We start from the raw sequence: 19,134 nt of genomic DNA, 5'->3' as shown, positions 1-19,134 counted from the left end.
CGCAGGATGCGCCGGAGCACACCGGATCGCGGTGACGTCACGCAGTGGGTGGTCAGGTGGCGCGGCCGGTGCGGTCAGGCGGCGAGATCGCCGGCCTGGAGCTGCCAGAGGGATGCGTAGAGTCCGTGCAGGTCGAGGAGTTCGTCGTGGGTGCCCTGTTCGGCCACCACGCCGCCCCTGTCCATGACGTAGATCCGGTCCGCGTGGCGGACCGTGGAGAGCCGGTGGGCGATGACGACCATGGTCCGCTCGGCCGCGAAGCTCCGCAGGGCGCGCTGGATGGCTGCCTCGGTCTCGTTGTCCACGGCGGAGGTGGCCTCGTCGAGGATCACGACCGGTGAGTCCTTGAGGATCGCCCGGGCCAGGGCGATCCGCTGGCGCTGGCCGCCCGAGAGCGCGGCACCGCGTTCGCCGATCAGGGTGTCGTAGCCGTCGGGCAGCGTCGCGACGAAGGCGTGCGCCTCAGCCATCATGGCCGCCTCGACCACGGCCTCGTCCGAGGCCCCGAAGCTTCCGTAGCGGATGTTGTCGGCGATGCTGCCGTCGAAGAGGAACGGCTCCTGCGCGACGAACCCGATCGCCTGGCGCAGGTCCCGGCGCGGCAGGTCGCGCACGTCCCGCCCGTCGAGCAGCACACTGCCGCACTCCGCGTCCTGGAAGCGCATCAGCAGCTTGGCGACCGTCGTCTTGCCGGAGCCGGTGGCACCGACCAGGGCGGTGACCTGCCCGGCGGGGATGGTCAGCGAGAGGTCCTCCAGCACCGGCGGCCGGCCGGGGTAGGCGAAGGTCACGTCGTCGAGGACGATCTCGCCCCGTACCTTCCCGGTGTCGAGCGGTCCGCCGGTGCCTTCGGCCTCGACGGGCAGGGCGTGCAGCCGGTGGACCCGGTCGTAGGCGGCGAGCGTGCGCTGGTACTGGTCGACGATGCCGCCGAGCCGGTTCATCCGCAGCAGCACCATCTGGGGCAGGCCGATCAACGGGCTGAACACCTCGAACGGCAGGCTGCCGTTGAGCACCGACCGGCCGCCGATCAGCAGGGTGCCGGCCATCGAGCTGGTCGTGCAGACCCGGACGGTCTCGGCGTGGCGGATCGTGCTCCGGTCGGTCCGCTCGTTGCTCTCCTGGGCCTGCGCACTCAACTGGTCGATGCGCTCGGCTTCGTAGTCCTCGGTGCAGAAGCTCTTGACGGTGGCGCCGGCCTCCAGCGTGTTCACCAGCTGACTGTGCAGCCTGGCCCGGCGCTCACCGGAGACGGCGTAGTCGGCGGTGACCTTCTCCTGGTAGCGGAGCGACAGCCAGGCGATGACCGGGATGGGCAGGAAGGCGATCCAGGCAATCTGCGGTGCCAGCAGCAGGAACACCGGCACCAGGATGGCCAGGCTGGTGCCCATCTGGAGCACGTCGTTGGCCGAGGTGGTGAAGAAGGCGCCCAGCTGGCGGACGTCGTCGTTGAGCACGCCGGCGATCCGGGTGGTCCGTTCGCCTTCCAGGTGCTGCAGTTCGAGGTGCTGCACGTGGTCGTACGTCCGGGTCCGCCAGTCGTGCTCGATGTCCTGGCCGAGCTGACGCCACTGGAGGTTCGAGGAGTAGGACAGGCCCGCGACGGCGGCACAGGCGATGGCCACCAGCCCTGCCAGGCCCCAGAGTTGGGCGGACGCGGTGGTCAGACCGATGCGGACCAACGGCGCGGCCTCGCCCTTGATGAGGACCAGCGCGGTCCAGCCGAGGAAGGTGGCGAGCACCATCTCCGAGACCTGGCAGGCGACCGAGAGCGAGGAGGCCCGGAAGAGTCGGCGCCGGTGCGGTCCGACGACTTCCAGCAAGGGGTGGCGTTCGGTTCCGATCCCGGCCGGCTCGTCGGCCGTGTCGGCCGTTCTGAGCCATGCCTGCCGGACGACGGCCACGGTCGCGGCTGCGACCCCGCCGAGTGCCACCAGCTGCCTGCTCAGCGCCGACCCTCGGATCAGCGCGATCCCGGCGGCCACCCCGCCGCCGACGGCGAGGACCGGGCGCGCGACGAGGCCGCGGTCCGGACGCGAAGCAGGTTCGGCGGCGGGTCGGGCCGGCGCCGGGCGTCCTGTCCTGGTCGGCCCCTGCGTGACCACGGCGACCGCTCTGCGGACGATCCGGCCGACATCCGCGGCACGCACCCGCGCGTCGTGCCGCACGAGGACCCCACCGGTGACCGGACTTGCCTGCGCCTCGGTGATCCCGGGGACGCGCCGCAGGGTGGCAGCGAGGACTTCGGCCGTCCGGGGCCGTCCGAGAACCGGCTTGACGTCCCAGCGCTGACGGCCCGGAATGACCGAGCGTGGGCGCACATCCGAATCCACGAAACGATTCCCGGCTGCGGCACTCAGCAGAGATGGCATGTGTACGATCACCTGTTTGCGGGGGTCGCTGGAAATCCGTCATCGGGCATGGCGGAACACTGCGACGGAGTGGAATATCTGGCGGGAGAACGATTCAGCTGACAGGCGGCCGACCGCCGCTTGGACGCATCTTTCGAGATCGGTCGAAACATGCACCCAGGCGGTGGGTCGGACCGCAGGACAGAACGCTAGTGCGTCTTGCCGACGCCTGCGGTCGCGCGGATCTTCGGGGTCCTCGCCTCGCCCTCGGCCCGGTCGGCGGTCCCCTCCTTCTCGCCGTTCGGGGTGGAACTCTCGGCGACCGGGTGACCGTCGCCGGCGACGATCTGCGCGGCCACCACGTCGGCAGCCACCTCGGCCGCGAGGTCGTGGATGTTCTCTCCGGCCTCTTGGGCCGCCTTCTTCACCTCCATGGCGATGCCGACGGACGTCTTGACGACGCCGCGCACCAGCGGCTTGAGGAGACGCTTGGCCAGTGGCGCGACGATGAGGCCGATCAGGAAGGGCGGGACTACGGGCGGCATGATGCTCCAACCTCTCTACGCAGACGCATGACAGGGGACCCCGGTACTGCGAACTCCGGAGCGCGCACAACGTGCGGACGGAAGCACCCATTTCCGGAATTCGCAATTCGGCCATCGGCCCGAATTCCTCATCGATGGGGTCCACCGCCCGCTCTTCCGCCACCGTAGTCGAGCCATGTGCATCGAGGCCAAACAGTTCCGGCGATTTTCACTCATGCGAGTGCTCTTGAACGGTCTCGGTGACACGGAGTGCCGCATGCCTACTTATCACGTGGGCATCTCGTCCGACTTTTATGATTTATTGGGATTGCCGAATTCTCGTACCACCCGCTCGCGCAGGTCGGGGAACGGCAGCCCGCCTCCTCCCAGCACCGCCTCGTGGAAGTCCCGTACGTCGAAGCCGACGCCCAGGCGGGCCTCGGCGTCGGCCCGCAGCCGGGTGAACTCCAGGTAGCCCGCCCGGTAGGAGAGCGCCTGCCCGGGCAGGTCGGTCGCATAGCGCAGCAGGTCCGAGGCGATCTGGCCGTCCGCCTCGGTGGAGTTGGCGCGCATGAAGTCCCGGGCCTGCTCCAGGTTCATCGTCCCTAGGTTGAGCCCGGTGTCGACGACGAGGCGCTGTGCGGTGAACCGCTCCTGCGCGAGACGCCCGTAGGCGTCCCAAGGATCGTCGTAGAGGCCCATCTCCCAGCCGAGGCCGGCCGCGTACTCGGCCCAGCCCTCGTTGAACGCGCCGAACTCGGCCACCTCGCGGCGCAGTTGCGGCAGCGCGCGGTTCTCCGCCTGCCGCGCGAGGTGGAAGTGGTGCCCCGGCGCGAGCTCGTGGTGGATCAGGGACGCCGAGCCCAGGAGCGAGCGCCGATCCAGGTCCGAGCCGTTGTAGCGGTAGCGTCCGACCGGGACGTCCGGAGTCGGCTGCTCGTAGTACCCGAAGGTCATCCCCGCCTCCAGTGCCGGATCCAGCCGCGCCAGTCCGTACGGCGCGGCCGGGAGGACCGCGAACCAGCGCGGCAGCAGCGGGGCGAGCCGGTCGAGGTAGCCGCGGTAGCGGGCCTCGACCTCCTCGGGGGTCCGGGCGTACAGACGGGGCTCGGTGCGCAGCCGCTCGTGGAACGCGCCCTCGGGGCCCGGAAATCCGAGGGCCGTGCGGACCTCCCGCATCCGCTCGGCGAGTTCCCGGCACTGCTCGCGGCCGAGCTCGTGGAGCCGCTCGGGCGGCGTGTCGCCCCCACTGTGAATCCGGACGAACTCCCGGTACGCCTCCTCCCCGCCCGCGTACTGTGCCCAGCCGACGGCCCCCGGCGCTTCGCGCAGGTAGTCCGGGTCGTCGAGGACGGCGAGCAGGACGTCGAAGGCAGGGGTCAACTCCGCCTCCACCAGCCGATGCACCCCGTCGCGGAGCCGTCCGCGGTCGGCGCGGCCCAGTCCGCCGAGCCGGTCGTCGTCCACCTCCACCCGGCGCGCCACGGACGCCCGCAGGCCGACGACGGTGGCGCGCGCCCCGGCCAGGGCCGGGGCTGGCACCCGGAAACCGCGTACAGCCTGCTCCGCCGCCTTGTCGGCGATCGAACCGACCACCCGGGCCAGCTCGTGCAGCAGCGACAAGTACCGCTCGATATCCGGTCGTTCGGCGAAGCGGAACGGGCACAGGACCGCGTCGACGTACTGCGACAGCGGGAACAGCCGGTACGGCGTGGCCGCGGGCGTCAGCCAGTAGCAGCGGTGGGACCGCAGCTCCTGCTCGGCCAACCCCGTGAGGAACGCGGCGGTGTCGGCATCGGTACCGGACAGCTCCGCACCGTCGAGCGCCCGTACCCGGGCCAGCACCTCCTCGGCGAACCGCGCCCGTTCCTCGGCCTCGGCGGCCGACGCTCCGGGGAGCGTCTCGACCGGGAGCCCTTGGCGGACTCTCAGCAGTGGATCGCGCTCCAGCAGGAACTCCCAGTAGCGGTCCGCCAGATGGCTCGTCGCCCCGCCCGGCTCGTTCGTCCTCGCGCTCATGTGGCCAGTGTGCCGGTGACGGGCCGGCCGCCCCGCCCGGTCCACGAAACAGCAGCCACCGTATCCCTCGAACGGATGCGGCGACGGGCTTCGCCCCCGACCCGTACAGAAGGCCACCGCATCAACCGGAGCGCCGGGATGTCACCGTGCGCACGGACGTTCTGGTGAGCCTACTCGTCCCCAGCCGGCGCGCCAGGAGGGTCGGGTGTGCGTGTGCCGCAGCCGGTTCCCGGGTTTGCGGCGCCCTCATCACCTGGACCGCCCGACGTAGCGTGCTCGGTGACCCCTGACGCCTCCGGCCGCGTCCGCACCGCCCCGGAGGTCCTGATCCCGCCCGAGCGGAGCACCGTCGCATGACCGTCACCCAGGACAAGCCCCTGCACCACCAAACCGGCGCGGGGTTGCCCGCCCCGTTCGCCGTCGCGGGGACCGGCGTGCACCTGCCCCCGGCCGTCGTCACCAACGAGCAGCTGACTCGCTCCCTCGACACCAGCGACGCATGGATCACCAGCCGCACCGGCATCCGTGAACGGCGCCGCCTGGCCCCCGATCTGGCCACCTCCGACATGTGCGTCGACGCCGCACACCAGGCCCTGGAGGCGGCGGGCACCGCCCCCACCCAGTTGGACGCGGTGATCGTCGCCACCTACACCGGGGACCAGCCCCTGCCCTCCACCGCGCTGATCGTCAAGGATGCCCTGGGCGCCCACCGGGCCCTGTCCCTGGACGTCACCCAGGCGGCCTGCGCCTCCGGTGTCCAGGCCGTGCTGATCGCCGCCCACCTGCTCCAGAACCCTTCCATCACCACCATCCTGGTCCTCGCCGCCGACTGCGCCTCCAGGATCACCGACCCCACGGACCGCACCACCGGCGTCTTCTTCGGCGACGCCGCAGCCGCCGTCGTGCTCACCCGCTCCGAGACCGCCGGCGCGGGCCTGCTCTCCTACGACCTGGGCTCCCAGCTCTCCTACGACGTCCAGGTCCCGGCCGGCGGCTCCCGGCTGCCCACCAGCGCAGCCACCCTGGCCACCGGCGCCCACTACCTGCGCATGGACGGCCGCTCCGTCTGGAACACCGCCACCACCCGCCTGCCCGAGAGCATCACCAGCGCCGCCCGGCAGGCCCGCGTGCCGCTCGACGAGATCCGGCACTTCTTCCTGCACCAGGCCAACCTGAACCTCCTCACCGAAACCGTGAAGACCATGGGCGTCCCTCAGGACCGCGTCCCCGTCACCGTCGACCGGCTCGGCAACACCGGATCCGCCGGCCTGTTCACCGCGCTCCACTCCACCGTCACCGCGGGCGGCCTGCGACCGGGCGACACCTACGTCCTGTCCGGGATCGGAGCGGGCTTCCAGTGGGGCACTCTCTGCCTCCGGCACGCCTGACCACGATCACCCCGTCACAATCGAACACTCTTATCACACAAGCGAGTTGACTCGCCATTGGCAGAACTCGGTGGCACCATGACGCCCATGCTCCGTCGCACCCGGCCGACCGCCCGTGCGCTCGCCGCCACCGTCACGGCCGCCGCGGTGGCCGGCTGCGGGGGCACCGCGCGGTCCTCGACGAGCACTCCGCCCGTCGAGCACGGGACCGTCCGGATCGCCGCGGCCAGTGAGACGCCGAGCTTCGACCCGTACTCGACCTTCGGCGCTGCCCAGGCCCGCTACGCCTACGACTCGCTGGTCGACCTCGCCCCCGACGGCACCGTGGTCTCCGGTCTGGCCTCCTCCTGGCAGGCCACCACCACCACGGCCACCTTCACTCTCCGCCCCGGCATCACCTGCTCCGACGGCACCCCCCTCACCGCCTCGGCGGTGGCCCGGGCGCTGACGTACGCGGGCGACCCGGCCAACCAGCTCGCCGGCGCCCAGACCGTCCTGCCCGACGTCCCCTACACCGCGACCGCCGACGACCGGACCCGCACCGTGTCCGCCGCCACCGCCACCCCCTTCCCCTTCCTCACCCGCACCCTCGGCCTGCTGCCGATCGTCTGCCCCGCCGGCCTCGACCGACCCCGGTCACTCGACCGCGCCACCCACGGCACCGGCCCGTACGTCCTGAGCCGCTACTCCCCCGGCGGGCCGTACGAGTTCACCGTCCGCGAGGGCTACACCTGGGGCCCGGCCGGCGCGACCACCGCGGAGCCCGGCCTGCCGGCCCGCCTCGTCATCTCGGTGGTGCCCCAGGCGTCCACCACCGCGAACCTGCTGCTCACCGGGGGCGTCGACATCGGATACGTGAACGGGCCGGACCGCGCCCGGCTCACCGGCCACGGCCTGTCCACCACCGACGTGGCGACCGTCGTCGGGCTGACCTTCTTCAACCAGCGCCCCGGCCGGCCGCTGGCCGACCCGGCACTGCGCCGGGCCCTGGTGTCCGCGCTCGACCGGCAGGGCCTCGCCAACGTCGCCGTCGGCGGCACCGGTCGGCCCGCCACCGACTTCGGCGCCGAGGGCGCCGTCTGCCACGCCGACCTCGCGGCCGCGAACCTGCCGGCGCAGGACGCCGCCGAGGCCCTGCGCGCCGCCGGCTGGACCCGCGACCCGGGCGGCCGGTTGACCAAGGACGGCCGACCGCTGCGGCTGCGCCTGATCACCAGCCCCGATCTCGGACCGACCCTGCCGCCCGCCGCCGAGCTGATGGCCCGGACCTGGACGGCGCTCGGCGCCGACGTCAAGCTGGTCACCGAGGGCCTGCCCGCGCTCGTCAACGCCATGTACCAGACCGGCGACTTCGACGTGGTGGTCGGCACCTCGCCGGGCTTCGCCCTGCCGGTCGGCTTCATCCCGTTCTTCTCCGGCCCCACCCCCGCCCAGGGCCTCAACTTCGCGGGCGTCGCCGACCCCGAGTACGACGCCCTGGTCGCCGAGGCCCTCCGGGAGCCGGACACCGAGGGCTGCGGCACCTGGAACCGGGCCGCCGCCGCCCTCTTCCGCTCGGTCGACGCCCTGCCGATCGCGGACGGCCGGAGCACCGTGTACGGCCGGAGCACCACCTTCGCCACCACCTTCGGCGGCCGGCTCGTCCCCACCAGCATCCGCCTCCACCAGTGACCGGGGGCCCACCGTGTCCTTGCCCCATCTGCTGCGCAATCCCTGGACGGCGTTCCTCGCCCGCCGCACGGCCCGGCTGCTCCTCTCCCTCGGGGTCGTGCTCACCGCGTCGTTCGCGATGATCCGCCTCGTCCCCGGCGACCCGGTCCGCGCCGCGCTCGGCGTCGACGCCGCCCCCGCCCTGGTGGCCGCGCGCCGACACCAACTCGGGCTCGACGCGCCGTTCCTGTCCCAGTACCGGGGCTACCTGAGCGGCCTCGCGCACGGCGATCTCGGCACCTCGCTGGTCACCGGGACCCCGGTCGCCGAGCTGGTCCGCACCCGGCTGCCGGCCACCCTGGAGATCGCCGGCCTGGCCTTCCTCGTCACCCTCGCCGTCGCCCTGCCCTGCGGACTGCTCGCCGCCGTCCGCACCCGCGACGGCCGCCACCCGCGCAGCGAACTGGCGTTCACGGTACTGACCGCCGGGCTGGCCGGAGTGCCGGACTTCGTCCTGGCCGCCGGGCTCACCGCGTTCCTGGCCGTCGGCCTCCAACTGTTCCCGGTGGCCGGCTCGGCAGGCGCCGAGTCCTTCGTCCTGCCGGTCCTCGCGCTCTGCCTCGCGCCCACGGCCGTCCTGGTGCGCATCGTCCGGGTGGAGGCGCTGAAGGTGCTGTCCGAGGACTACCTGCGCACTGCCCGGAGCAAACGGCTGTCCCCCGCCCGCCGCTACCTGCTGCACGCGGCGCCGAACATGGCGACCGCCGCGCTCACGGTCGCCGGAAGCCTGCTGCCCGCCTTGATCGCCGGCACGGTGCTGGTCGAGAAGGTGTTCGCCTGGCCCGGCATCGGCTCGGCACTGGCGCAGTCGGTGGTCACCCAGGACTACCCGGTGGTCCAGGCGATGGTGCTGATCCTGGGCACGACCGTCCTGCTCGCCGGCCTCCTGGTCGACGTGCTGCTGGCGTTGCTGGACCCGCGCTCGGCGATCAGGGAGAGCTGAGGATCCGATGTCCCTTCCCCTCAGGTATCCGCGCTCGCCGATGGCCTGGGCCACGGCGGCCATGCTGGCGTCCCTGGTCGTGCTCGCGCTGGCCGGCCCGCTCCTCTGGGGCGCGGCGGCCGACCGGCCCGACCCCGCCGCGGTGCTGCAAGGCCCGTCCGCAGCACACCCGTTCGGCACCGACAACCTCGGACGGGACGTGCTCGACCGCGTCCTGACGGCCACCCGGCCCTCCCTGTTGCTCGCGCTGGCTGCGGTCCTGCTCGGCGCGACCGGGGGCATCCTCCTCGGCGCGTCCACCGCCGTCGTCGGCCGCCGCGCCCGCCGGCTGCTCACCGGGCTGATCAACCTCCTGCTCGCCTTCCCCGCACTGCTGGTCGCGATGTTCCTCGCGGTCGTGTTCGGCGCGGGCGCCGACGGGGCGATGCTCGCCCTCGCCGTCGCGGGGGTACCCGGATTCGCCCGGCTCGCCCAGACGCTCGCCGCAGCCGTCGCGGGCACCGACCACCTGGCCTCGGCCCGGGTCCTCGGCCTGCGCCGGCACCGGCTGCTGTGGCGGCACGTCCTGCCCAACATCGCCGAACCCCTGCTGCTGAGCACCACCACGGCCGCGGGCACCGCACTCGTCGCGCTCGCCGGGCTGAGCTTCCTCGGCCTGGGCGTCCAACCGCCCGGCTACGACTGGGGGCAGTTGCTCAACCAGGGACTCGACCGCATCTACGCCGAGCCGCTGCCCGCCCTCGCCCCCGGCCTGGCCGTCCTCTACGCGGCGGTGGCGTTCCAACTGCTCGGCGAGGTGCTGGCCGGCGGCGTCGCCCGGCGCAGCCCGGCACCCCGTACGCCTGCTGCGCCGATCGCCACGAGCGGGCCCGCCACGGAGGGTCTCGTACTCCAGGTCGAGGACCTCACCGTCGAACTCCCCACCCCGGCCGGTGTGATCCGACCGGTGCGCGGCGTGAGCCTGTCCCTGCGGCCCGGTGAGATCGTCGGACTCGTCGGCGAATCCGGCTCCGGCAAATCGCTCACCGCGCTCGCCATCGCCGACCTGCTTCCGGACCGGGCCCGGATCTCCCGGCGAACCCTGCGCCTGCTCGGCGCCGACCTCGCCGCCATGACGCCGAAGGAGCGCGAACGCCACCTCGCGACCGGCCTGGCGATGATCTTCCAGAACCCGGCCTCGGCGCTCAACCCGTCGCTGCGCATCGCGACCCAGCTCACCGAGACCGTCCGCACCCATCGCGGCACGAGCCGCGCCCAGGCGTTGACGGATGCCTCCGACGCCCTGCGCCGGGTCGCCCTCCCTCCAGCGGTGCTGCGGGCACGCCCCCACCAGCTCTCCGGCGGCCAGCGCCAGCGGGTGATGATCGCCGCCGGGCTGATGGTGCGGCCCAGTCTGATCATCGCCGACGAGCCGACCACCGCACTCGACGTCACCGTGCAGCGGCAGATCACCAGGCTGCTGTCCGAGATCCGGCGGGACACCTGCGCCGCCGTCCTGTTCATCAGCCACGACGTCGCGCTGGTGGGCGAGTTCTGCGACCGCGTTGCGGTGATGTACGCGGGGACCATCGTCGAGACCCTGCCCGCCGACCGGCTCTCGACCGGCACCCGGCACCCCTACACCCGGGCCCTGGTCGCCTCGGTGCCGAACCTCACCGCTGACCGCGACCGGCCGCTGCCGACGGTGGAGGGCGCACTGCCCGAGCCACTCGCGCCCACCCCGGGCTGCCCGTTCGAGTCCCGCTGCCCACGTCGCCGGGACCACTGCACCGAGCAGGCCCCGCCGCTGGAGGGCCTCGACGCGGTCCACCGGGTGGCTTGCTGGAACCCGGTGGCGGCGGAGGTGGTCGCGTCATGACCGCCCTTCAGCTCACCGACCTCACCGTCCGCCACCACGGCCCGCGCGGCCCCGTCGCCGCCGTGGACGGCGTCTCGCTGGAGATCCCGCCCGGCACCACGCTCGGGCTCGTGGGCGAGTCCGGCTCCGGGAAGTCGAGCCTGGCCCGCGCGATCGTCGGCCTCACCCCCGTGCACGGGGGTCGGGTCCTGCTCGACGGCCGGGAGGTCCGGGCCCGCACCGTCGGCGACCGGCGTCGGCTCGGCCGCCTGGTCCAGATCGTCCTCCAGGACCCGGACACCGCGCTGGATCCCCGGATGACCGTCCACCAGACGCTCGGCGAAGCGGCGACCGTTTTCCACCGGCTCGACCGGCGGGCCCGTGCCGAGCGGGTCACCGCCCTGCTCGAACTCGTCGGCCTGAACCATCGGTTCGCGGACCGCCTGCCTCGGCACCTGTCCGGCGGCCAGCGCCAGCGGGTCGCCGTCGCCCGTGCCCTGGCCGTCGAGCCCGGACTGCTGATCGCCGACGAGATCACCTCGGCGCTCGACGTCTCGGTGCAGGCCGCCGTCCTCAACACGATCCGCGACCTCCAGCGGCGGCTCGGCCTGTCCATGCTCTTCATCGGCCACAACCTGCCGGCGGTCTGCTACGTCTCCGACGCGGTGGCGGTCATGCGGCACGGTCGGATCGTCGAGACCGCCCCCACCGAGGCCCTGCTGCGCGACCCACGGCACCCCTACACCCGAACGCTGCTCGCCTCCGTGCCCAGCCTGCGTACCTCCCTGCCCGATGAGGGGCCGTCATGAGCACCAACCGACCGGACGCGGTCGTCGTCGGAGCCGGGGTGATCGGCGCCGCCATCGCCCTCGAACTCGCCCGCACCGGGCGGCAGGTGGTCGTCGTGGACAAGGCAGGCGCCGCCGGCCACGGCTCCACCAGCGCCTCCAGTGCGATCATCCGGTTCAACTACTCCACCTTCGACGGCGTGGCCACGGCCTGGGAGGCCCAACACCTCTGGACGTCCTGGCCCGACCACCTGCGGCTCACCGGCCGCCGCCCGCTCGCGGCCTTCCACCGCAGCGGCGCGGTGCTGCTCGACTCCCCCGCCGTCACACCGTCCGGGGTCACCGCCCTGTTCGACCGCGCCGGCGTCCAGTACGAACGGTGGGACGCCCCTACGCTGTGCCGGCGCCTCCCCGGGATCGACACCGGGCGGTACTGGCCGCCGAAGCCGGTGGACGACGACGCCTTCTTCGACGCACCGACCGGCGAGCTCGGCGCCCTCTTCACCCCGGACGCCGGGTTCGTCGACGACCCGCAGCTCGCCGCCCAGAACCTCGCCGACGCGGCGGGTGAGCTGGGCGCGAGCTTCCTGTTCCACCACACCGTGGTGGCCGTCGACCGGCACGCGGACCGGGTGGCGGGCATCCGGCTGGCCGACGGAACGCGAATCGCCACCCCGGTGGTGGTCAACGCCGCCGGCCCGTGGTCGGGGGGCCTCAACCGGCTGTCCGGCGTCGGCGACGATTTCACGATCGGCGTGCGCCCGCTGCGCGAGGAGGTCCACCAGATCGTCGCACCGAGCGGCCACACCGCCGGTCCCGGTCTCGGCCCCGTCGTCGCCGACCTCGACCTCGGCACCTATCTGCGAGCGGCCTCCAGCGGCCACCTCCTGGTCGGCGGCACCGAGCCACCCTGCGACCTGCCGGAGTGGATCGACGACCCGGACGAAGCCGACCCCCGCCCCACCGCCCACCGCTTCCGGACCCAGGTCACCCGGGCAGCCCGCCGCTTCCCGGAGATCGGCATCCCGAACCGGCCCGTCGGCGTCGCGGGCGTGTACGACGTCGCCGACGACTGGACCCCGATCTACGACCGCACCGCCCTCGGCGGCTACTACGTCGCCATGGGCACGAGCGGCAACCAGTTCAAGAACGCCCCGCTGGTGGGCCGCTTCCTCGCCACCCTGGTCGACCTGGTCGAGGCCGGCCACGACCACGACGGCGACCCGGTCCGCTACCGCTGCGAGCACACCGGCAACGTCGTGGACCTGGGCGCCTTCTCCCGCCGGCGCCCGGCCCGGCCCGGCTCCGCCCGCACGGTCATGGGCTGAACGTGCGCAGCTCCCGCACCAGGTCCGCGACCACCCCGACCACGAACCCGGGCGCCTCGGTCGGGAAGTCGTGGCCGGTGCCCGCCGGCGTGTACACCACCCGGGACGCGGTCGACGCCGCGAGGTAGCGGGTCCGGGCCCCGAGGTAGAAGCGGCCGATCCGCTCGGCCTCGGCCGCGTCCCGGGCGGCGGCCAGCACCGTCTCGCCACCCGTGAGGTCACGGGGTATGACCAGCACCAGTGGCAGGTCGCCGAGGTCCCCGTCATAGACCACGGTCTCCCAGCCCACTCCCGCCAGGCCGGCAGGCGAGAGCTCCGTGAAGATCGACGCGGCCGCGCAGTACTGGCCGGTCCGGCTGCCACGGCCACGGCTCCGGTGAATGCCGAACAGGTGCCGCAGCGCCGTCAGCAGGAGCGCCCCGCGCATGCCCGCGACCATCGGGTTGGGCGGCGCGAACGCGATGACCTCCAGGGGCGTCGGATCCAGCAGCACGACTCCCGCCACCAGGTCGGGCCGCCGTCTGGCTGCGTTCGCGACCAGCAGCCCGCCGAGGGAGTGGCCTACGAGCACATAAGGGGGCCGTTCCCCCGCCCCCTCCAGCGCCGCCAGCAGCTCCTCCGCCTCGGCCGCCGTCGTCCTGGGGAAAGGCCCGACATCGCTCCAAGCCGTGCCGAACCGGTCGACCAGCACCGAGCGGGTCGAGGCCGCCAGCATCGCGTGCAGCTGCCCGAACTCCTCTCCGGGCGCGTGTCCACCCGGCATCCAGACCACCGTCAGCCCGCCCCCGGCGTCCCCCTCGGCGAGGACGTGGATCCGGTGGCCGCCCACGTCGACCAGCCGTCCCGGCGGCCGCTCAGCCTCCGCGCGACGGGTCACCAGCACCAGGTGCCGAACAGCCCCGGCCAGCAGCACCACACCGACAGTCACCAGCAGACCACCGAGCACCACCACCCAGTCCGAGCCGAACCCGACGAGACCGCCGCCCACCCCTGCCACCGCCAGTGCGACCGGCACTCCCGCCCAGTCACGGCTCAGCAGCGCGAGCAGGAAGTTCGCCACCCGTCCGTCCCGGCGCATCGGCCCTCCAGCGCAGCACTCGAAACCTACCGCCACCCATGCCTTCCACTCATCTGTACCTCCGAACGCGGGCTCGCGCGCCACGACTCCGCGAGACGCAGCGCATCAGCAGAGCCATCGGCCCTCCAGAAGGCCGCGCCGCGAACATTCAAGGGCCGTCGAGATCCAGCACCGCAGAAGCGCACTCCAGGATGGACGGTGGCACAAGTCCCCCCTCGGACACCGGCAGTGAGCCCACGGGTTCCGGAAAAGTGCTGGTTGAGATTCATCTCAACCAGCACTTCTTGCTTTCCAGAACCGTAGGTCAGGATCAGCCCGAGCTGCTGGTAGAGCACGGCTCGGTCGGCGGGTTCGGCGTCGCGGAGGACGGCGACCAGGTCGCTGTTGGCCCGAGCGAGGGCGGCGGTGTCGTCGCGGGTGAGCTGGGTGGAGCGGGCGAGCTGGGCTGTGCGGAGTTCGGCTTCGGCGCGGGTGCGGGTGGCCTGGGTCTGGGTCCCCACTCGGTGACGAGTGCGGGGTCGGCGCCGGCTTCGAGGGCGGCGGCGAGGAGGTCGATGGTGTCGTCGAGGCGGTGCGGGGCGAACATCTCCGCGAGCCAGTGGTCGAGCGGGCCGAGGATGTCCTTCTCGCGCAGGTAGACGTTGCGGGGGTGCTGGATGCGGTTGGCGAGGGCGTATTCGGCGGGGAAGCGGCAGCGACAGTACGCCTCGCCGTAGGACCAGTTGCCCTGTATCAGCCTCCAGGACCAGCGGCTGCACCTCGCCCGGCCATGCGGCCGCCAAAGCCAGGGCGGTCGTGCTGGCCCCGGCCGCGCCCTTCGCCGAACCCACCACCATCACGGCCATCAGCTCCCGCCCCCGCGCTGCTCGGAGCCCAGCAGCACGACAGCGGGCTCCTAGTCCCCCACCAGCTGACCGGCTTGACCGGCGGCCACACTCAGGGCTCCCAGCACCGCAGCACTGGATTTCACCGGCGCCCAGGAGGACCCCTCAACCCACAACCAGACGGGAACACCGACCACTTGATTCGCCAGCTCCGACGGCGACATCCGGACCACCGGCTTCGGCAACTCCAGCTTCGAGACGGCCTGCTCGGCCGGCACCGCAGGATCCACCGGCGGCGCCTGCTCCACAGGCGGGCGCGGGGCTACTCGAACGGGCCGTCACTCCAGCTCACTCACTGGTCAGACGGCCTCGAGGACGAAGAACAGGAAGCACAGGAACCTCGGCCTGGCCGCGATCTCGGGGAACAGCTCCTCGGCACCTGGTGCAGCGGGCGGTTCGCTGATGACGGCGATCCGGAAGCCGGCGGCGGTGAACGCGTCCGTCATGGCGTGCAGCGGCCGGTGCCAGTTCGTCAGGACGACTTTCTGGCCGGCGAAGTCGCAGTCGTAGGACCACTGGACGGTCGCGAAGTAGTCCTCGGCCGGGTTGATGATCTTGAAGGCCGAGGGATGGTTGACGGAAACGATCAGCCGGCCGCCGGGCTTCAACACGCGCCGCAACTCGGCCAGCGGTGCCGTCCAGTCCTCGAGGTAGTGGAGCACCAGGGACGCGACAACGTCATCGAAGGCACCGTCGGGGAGCGGCAGTGGGTCGCCCAGATCCGCGAGGTGCAGGGCGGCATCGGGGCCGAGCCTCTTGCTGGCCAGTTCCAGCATCCCGGCGCTGGAGTCGAAGCCGGTCACGATCGCGCCCCGGTCGCGCAGCGACGCGAACAGGGGGCCGGATCCGCAGCCGACGTCGAGGACCCGCCGCCCGGTCACGTCCCCGGCCAGGTCCAGGATCGCGGGCCGGGCGTAGTAGCCGTTGATGAGGTTCGCCTCGGTGCCGGTCTCATAGGCCTGGGCGAAGCTGTCGTAGTCGTTGGCCACGGCCCGGCTTTCCGGCCCGGCAGGACTCTCAGAAGTGGTACTAGGCATGCGGTTCACCCTGGCATGCCTTGCCCCGGCGTCCTGGGTTCGGGACGGAGCTGTGACAAGCGGGCCGGGCTTGAGACAGAGCCGTGACAGTTGGGGAAGCCACGCTCCAGCACCCGGCCAGACCGAACCCCACTGGCCCTCTCGGGTGACGATTGATCACACCGCCCAGGGAGATGAGCTGTCCGCCCACCCAGACGTCCTAGGCTCTGGCGCGAGTTCCGTGGAAGCCGCCCGTGGATCTTGAAAGTTGTCGATCATGATGGGTGTCTGTCGCTGACCTTCTGGCCGTCTTGTTCCCTCAGTTCGCACTGCTGAGCGTGGAGTTGATCAGGCCGGGTGGCCGGTCGGTACGGGTGTATGCCTGGCGCTGCAGGACCAGCAACTGGTGGCGCAGCGCGAGGATCTCGATGTCCTTGTCCCGCTCGCTCATCGGCAGCAGCCGTAGAAGCGTGAAGGTGTTGGTCACGGCGAGGTAGGCCAGGCGCAGCAGCACGACGGATCATGATGCCGCCGTGCCGTGTCCAGAGGAAGACAGCGGGCGACCAACCAGTACGGCCAGAGACCAGTGATCAAAGCCCCCACCTGGCCGGATGATTTATCGGCACCCGCAGTGCCAGGCGAAGCAGCATGAGTGATCATCCTGCCGCAGCCACCAAGCAGGCTCTGAGCTACATGGATGGCATTCTCGGCAGGCACACCGTTCCCGCGGCGGCGGGCGTCAGTTCGGCGAAGCTGTCGGAGCCGCAGAAGCCGCCGTGGCCGCCGGGCGGGCCGCGACCAGGCCGGACTCGTAGGCGGCGATCACCGCCTGGGCGCGGTCTCGGACGCTCAACTTGCCGAAGATGCTGGTGATGTAGTTCTTCACCGTGGAGACGCTGAGCTCCAGCGCCCGCGCGATCTCGGCATTGTCCAGTCCGGTGGCGAGCAGGCGCCACACCTCGACCTCGCGGGGCGTCAGCTCGCCCGGTCCGGCGCCCGTGCCCGCTACCGGGGCCGGCGGTCGGGTGCGGTGCGGCGCGGTGACGTAGGTGGAGATCAGCCGGGTGAGCAGGCGCGGCGCCACGGCGGCCTCACCGGTGTGCACGGTGCGCACCGCGGCGAGCAGCTCCTCCGGTGAGACGTCCTTGGGCAGGAACCCGTAGGCACCCGCGCGCAGGGCGGCGACCACGTACTCGTCCAGGTCGAACGTGCTCAGCGCCAGCACGCGGCAGCCGGGCAGTTGGCCGGTGCTGAGCCAGAGCGGGCAGGCGGCTCGGATCGACGTCTTCCTGACCGCCGACTCGCAGTCCTCGCAAGCCCGTGAGCTGGTCTCCGGCCCGCTGCGCGCGGCGGTGGCCAAGGCGACGCCGGCCGGGCTGGTGGCGCACGTGGGCGGCACCCCGGCGATCTTCGCCGACGTCTCCGCCGCCGTCGACCACGACCTGAAACTGGTCTTCCCGGTGGCGGCCGTGCTGATCGCGCTGATCCTGTTCATGCTGCTGCGCAGCCTGCTGGCACCGCTGATCCTGATGATCTCGGTCGGCCTCGGCTTCGCGGCCACCCTCGGCTCCGCCGCCCTGCTCTTCCAGCACGCGATGCACCGGCCGGGCGTCGACTTCACCCTGCCGCTGGTGCTGTTCCTCTTCGTGGTCGCCCTCGGCACCGACTACAACATCCTGATCAGCGACCGGATCCGCGAGGAGATGGAGCAGCCGGTGCCGGCCCGGACCGCGGTGGCCCGCGCCGTGCGGCACACCGCGCCGGCCATCGCGACGGCGGGCGTGGTGCTGGCCGGCTCCTTCGGCACCCTCGCGGTCACCCCGTCGTCGTCGACCCAGCAGGTCGGCTTCGCGATGGCGCTGGGCATCCTGCTCTCCGCCTTCCTGCTCTCGATCGTGCTGGTGCCCTCGCTGGCGGTCCTGCTCGGCCGGAGCCTCTGGTGGCCGGTCCGCTCGGGCCGACCGGCAGCCCGCCCCCCGGCACGGGAGCAGGCGCCGCACCGGGAGTACGCCGCGCACCCGCCCCGGGCGCGGACCCCGACCCCTACTGGATCACCACCACCGACCGCTGACACCCCCGGGGCACCGCACAGCCAGCTCCTGACCATCCGTCAGAAGCGGGCTGTGCGCCACTCGTGAGCGACCGACAACACGTGCCGGCCCAACGGGGCGTTCCTCCGCGTGCGCACCTCATGAATCGCGCGTACCCGGCCCGCTGACGGGACAGGGATCCCAGGGCTCTTCCCGCAGGAATCGGCGCCGCAGGCGTGCGCTCTTGTGCAGCAGCTCACGGGGGCGCCCGGCAGCGTGGTGCGCCTAGTACTCCAGTCCGATTTCATGAGCTCTGACGGCGCCCTACCAGAGGTGGCTTCGCCCGTGAAGGGATCGGCGGCGAGCTCATCAATCCAGTCCCAGCACCGCAGACGCCCGCTCCAGGTTGGCCAATGGGACAACTCCGGCCTCGGACACACTCTTTGTACACGCTGCCGGCTTTCCGGGCAGCGGTCATCGGCGCCTGTTCCTGGCCTTCGGCAAGGAGCGGGCGTTCACCGTTTCCCACCCTGCGCCTGCCGAATATCTCATCCGCCCAGGTCAGGCGGCATGCCGGTACTCGTGGATCACTCCGCCGAGTCGGTCGTGTTGGCGTATGTCCAGACGGGCGATTCGCCTGGGATCGGTGATCGGTTCGGGGACCGCGCGTAGGGGCGCCGCCTGGTTCATGGCCTGATGGGGCCGGTGCGCATTGTGATGGTGCTCGAACTCGCGCAGCGCGTGCCGCAGGTGGCACTCGTTCCAGATCAAGGTCCGATCCAGCAGCTCATGGCGGCAGGTCTGCACCCAGCGCTCCATGATGGAGTTCATCCGCGGCATGCGGATACCGGAGAGCACGACCTGGATGCCGGCGTGCTGGCGGGAGCACAACAGGCTTGCTGTGCAGACCGACACCGGAGGGGCCGCTTCACCGTGAACAGGTCCTTCGCTCTGCGCGCGGTTGTCGTACGTTCTGGGTCTGCCCGACGTCGCCCGCTATCGGGCAGGGAGACGGGCATCAAGTTGCCCGCGAGTTTCGTGTTGCACGAACACCCCGCACCCGATCGTGAGGTTCACCGCCGAGCTAAGGGCAATACCGGTGACTTTGGTGGGTTCTGGTCGTTGGGTGGGGTATGCCAAGGCCGGGTCAGTTGAAGTCGTCGGGGGTTGATCGGTTCTCGGATCGGATCGCGTTGGGAGTGCTGACGCGGGCGTTTCCTCCGGAGCTGGTCGACGAG

The 19,134-nt window shown here is 72.0% G+C and carries 15 protein-coding genes and 1 pseudogene; 7 read left to right on the top strand and 9 right to left on the bottom strand.

All coding sequences use genetic code 11. The annotated features are described in order from the left end of the window. Nucleotides 1-74: 74 nt before the first annotated feature. The 3 genes from P3T41_RS22630 to P3T41_RS22620 form a co-directional block, all read right to left on the bottom strand. Nucleotides 75-2,321: an ABC transporter ATP-binding protein/permease gene (locus tag P3T41_RS22630; protein WP_280691822.1), complete on the bottom strand. Its 2,247-nt coding sequence runs from the start codon at nucleotides 2,319-2,321 to the stop codon at nucleotides 75-77. A gap of 239 nt (nucleotides 2,322-2,560) precedes the next feature. Further along, nucleotides 2,561-2,896, bottom strand: a complete 336-nt coding sequence (locus P3T41_RS22625; protein WP_280691821.1) for a DUF5132 domain-containing protein — start codon at nucleotides 2,894-2,896, stop codon at nucleotides 2,561-2,563. A 291-nt stretch (nucleotides 2,897-3,187) separates the two neighbouring features. Then, nucleotides 3,188-4,894 carry a DUF885 domain-containing protein gene (locus tag P3T41_RS22620; RefSeq protein ID WP_280691820.1) on the bottom strand — a complete coding sequence of 569 codons (1,707 nt, stop codon included), beginning with the start codon at nucleotides 4,892-4,894 and terminating at the stop codon, nucleotides 3,188-3,190. A gap of 353 nt (nucleotides 4,895-5,247) precedes the next feature. Between P3T41_RS22620 and P3T41_RS22615 the strand changes: the two genes are divergently transcribed. From P3T41_RS22615 to P3T41_RS22590, 6 genes are all read left to right on the top strand, one after another. Then, nucleotides 5,248-6,282, top strand: coding sequence for a ketoacyl-ACP synthase III (locus P3T41_RS22615; RefSeq protein ID WP_280691819.1), 1,035 nt, complete (start codon nucleotides 5,248-5,250; stop codon nucleotides 6,280-6,282). Between the two features lie 87 nt (nucleotides 6,283-6,369). After that, nucleotides 6,370-7,953: an ABC transporter substrate-binding protein gene (locus P3T41_RS22610; protein ID WP_280691818.1), complete on the top strand. Its 1,584-nt coding sequence runs from the start codon at nucleotides 6,370-6,372 to the stop codon at nucleotides 7,951-7,953. Between the two features lie 13 nt (nucleotides 7,954-7,966). Beyond that, the gene (locus P3T41_RS22605) at nucleotides 7,967-8,935 is read left to right on the top strand and encodes an ABC transporter permease (protein ID WP_280691817.1); all 969 of its coding nucleotides are present in this window, start codon (nucleotides 7,967-7,969) and stop codon (nucleotides 8,933-8,935) included. A 7-nt stretch (nucleotides 8,936-8,942) separates the two neighbouring features. Continuing rightward, nucleotides 8,943-10,793 carry a dipeptide/oligopeptide/nickel ABC transporter permease/ATP-binding protein gene (locus P3T41_RS22600; protein ID WP_280691816.1) on the top strand — a complete coding sequence of 617 codons (1,851 nt, stop codon included), beginning with the start codon at nucleotides 8,943-8,945 and terminating at the stop codon, nucleotides 10,791-10,793. Continuing rightward, nucleotides 10,790-11,581: an ATP-binding cassette domain-containing protein gene (locus tag P3T41_RS22595; protein WP_280691815.1), complete on the top strand. Its 792-nt coding sequence runs from the start codon at nucleotides 10,790-10,792 to the stop codon at nucleotides 11,579-11,581. Before P3T41_RS22600 ends, P3T41_RS22595 begins: the two co-directional genes overlap by 4 nt. Continuing rightward, nucleotides 11,578-12,888, top strand: a complete 1,311-nt coding sequence (locus P3T41_RS22590; protein ID WP_280691814.1) for an FAD-dependent oxidoreductase — start codon at nucleotides 11,578-11,580, stop codon at nucleotides 12,886-12,888. Before P3T41_RS22595 ends, P3T41_RS22590 begins: the two co-directional genes overlap by 4 nt. On the opposite strand, the gene P3T41_RS22585 is transcribed toward P3T41_RS22590, so the two are convergent. The 5 genes and pseudogenes from P3T41_RS22585 to P3T41_RS22565 form a co-directional block, all read right to left on the bottom strand. Further along, entirely contained in the window at nucleotides 12,878-13,966 is a 1,089-nt protein-coding gene (locus tag P3T41_RS22585; protein ID WP_280691813.1) for an alpha/beta hydrolase, read from the bottom strand. The two genes, P3T41_RS22590 and P3T41_RS22585, sit on opposite strands and share 11 nt — an antisense overlap. Nucleotides 13,967-14,861: 895 nt before the next feature. Further along, entirely contained in the window at nucleotides 14,862-15,068 is a 207-nt protein-coding gene (locus P3T41_RS22580) for a hypothetical protein (RefSeq protein WP_280691812.1), read from the bottom strand. Nucleotides 15,069-15,149: 81 nt separating this feature from the next. Then, complete coding sequence (locus tag P3T41_RS22575) at nucleotides 15,150-15,887, bottom strand: class I SAM-dependent methyltransferase (RefSeq protein WP_280691811.1); 738 nt, start codon at nucleotides 15,885-15,887, stop codon at nucleotides 15,150-15,152. A 298-nt stretch (nucleotides 15,888-16,185) separates the two neighbouring features. Continuing rightward, nucleotides 16,186-16,380, bottom strand: a complete 195-nt coding sequence (locus P3T41_RS22570; protein ID WP_280691810.1) for a hypothetical protein — start codon at nucleotides 16,378-16,380, stop codon at nucleotides 16,186-16,188. 225 nt (nucleotides 16,381-16,605) lie between these two features. After that, nucleotides 16,606-17,109 (bottom strand): annotated as a pseudogene (locus P3T41_RS22565) (response regulator transcription factor); the annotation flags it as partial. Between P3T41_RS22565 and P3T41_RS22560 the strand changes: the two are divergent. Next, a complete protein-coding gene (locus P3T41_RS22560; RefSeq protein ID WP_348533683.1) occupies nucleotides 17,075-18,004 on the top strand; it encodes an MMPL family transporter in 930 nt (309 codons plus the stop codon). The pseudogene P3T41_RS22565 and the gene P3T41_RS22560 overlap by 35 nt on opposite strands. A gap of 453 nt (nucleotides 18,005-18,457) precedes the next feature. Here P3T41_RS22560 and P3T41_RS22555 read toward each other — a convergent pair whose 3' ends face one another. Next, on the bottom strand, nucleotides 18,458-18,754 hold the full coding sequence (locus P3T41_RS22555; RefSeq protein WP_280691808.1) for an integrase core domain-containing protein: 297 nt from the start codon (nucleotides 18,752-18,754) through the stop codon (nucleotides 18,458-18,460). Between the last annotated feature and the right edge of the window lie 380 nt (nucleotides 18,755-19,134).

Origin of the sequence: Kitasatospora sp. GAS204B, assembly GCF_029892155.1 — a bacterium.
Taxonomy (GTDB): domain Bacteria; phylum Actinomycetota; class Actinomycetes; order Streptomycetales; family Streptomycetaceae; genus Kitasatospora.
Note: the sequence above shows the minus strand (reverse complement) of the source record. Positions and strands in the feature narration are given on the sequence as shown.

What these genes read in the sequence shown, in the direction of transcription:
- P3T41_RS22625 (WP_280691821.1), bottom strand. Translation starts at nt 2,896, where the DNA reads ATGCCGCCCGTAGTCCCGCCCTTCCTGATCGGCCTCATCGTCGCGCCA.
- P3T41_RS22620 (WP_280691820.1), bottom strand. Translation starts at nt 4,894, where the DNA reads ATGAGCGCGAGGACGAACGAGCCGGGCGGGGCGACGAGCCATCTGGCG.
- P3T41_RS22615 (WP_280691819.1), top strand. Translation starts at nt 5,248, where the DNA reads ATGACCGTCACCCAGGACAAGCCCCTGCACCACCAAACCGGCGCGGGG.
- P3T41_RS22610 (WP_280691818.1), top strand. Translation starts at nt 6,370, where the DNA reads ATGCTCCGTCGCACCCGGCCGACCGCCCGTGCGCTCGCCGCCACCGTC.
- P3T41_RS22600 (WP_280691816.1), top strand. Translation starts at nt 8,943, where the DNA reads ATGTCCCTTCCCCTCAGGTATCCGCGCTCGCCGATGGCCTGGGCCACG.
- P3T41_RS22595 (WP_280691815.1), top strand. Translation starts at nt 10,790, where the DNA reads ATGACCGCCCTTCAGCTCACCGACCTCACCGTCCGCCACCACGGCCCG.
- P3T41_RS22590 (WP_280691814.1), top strand. Translation starts at nt 11,578, where the DNA reads ATGAGCACCAACCGACCGGACGCGGTCGTCGTCGGAGCCGGGGTGATC.
- P3T41_RS22585 (WP_280691813.1), bottom strand. Translation starts at nt 13,966, where the DNA reads ATGCGCCGGGACGGACGGGTGGCGAACTTCCTGCTCGCGCTGCTGAGC.
- P3T41_RS22575 (WP_280691811.1), bottom strand. Translation starts at nt 15,887, where the DNA reads ATGCCTAGTACCACTTCTGAGAGTCCTGCCGGGCCGGAAAGCCGGGCC.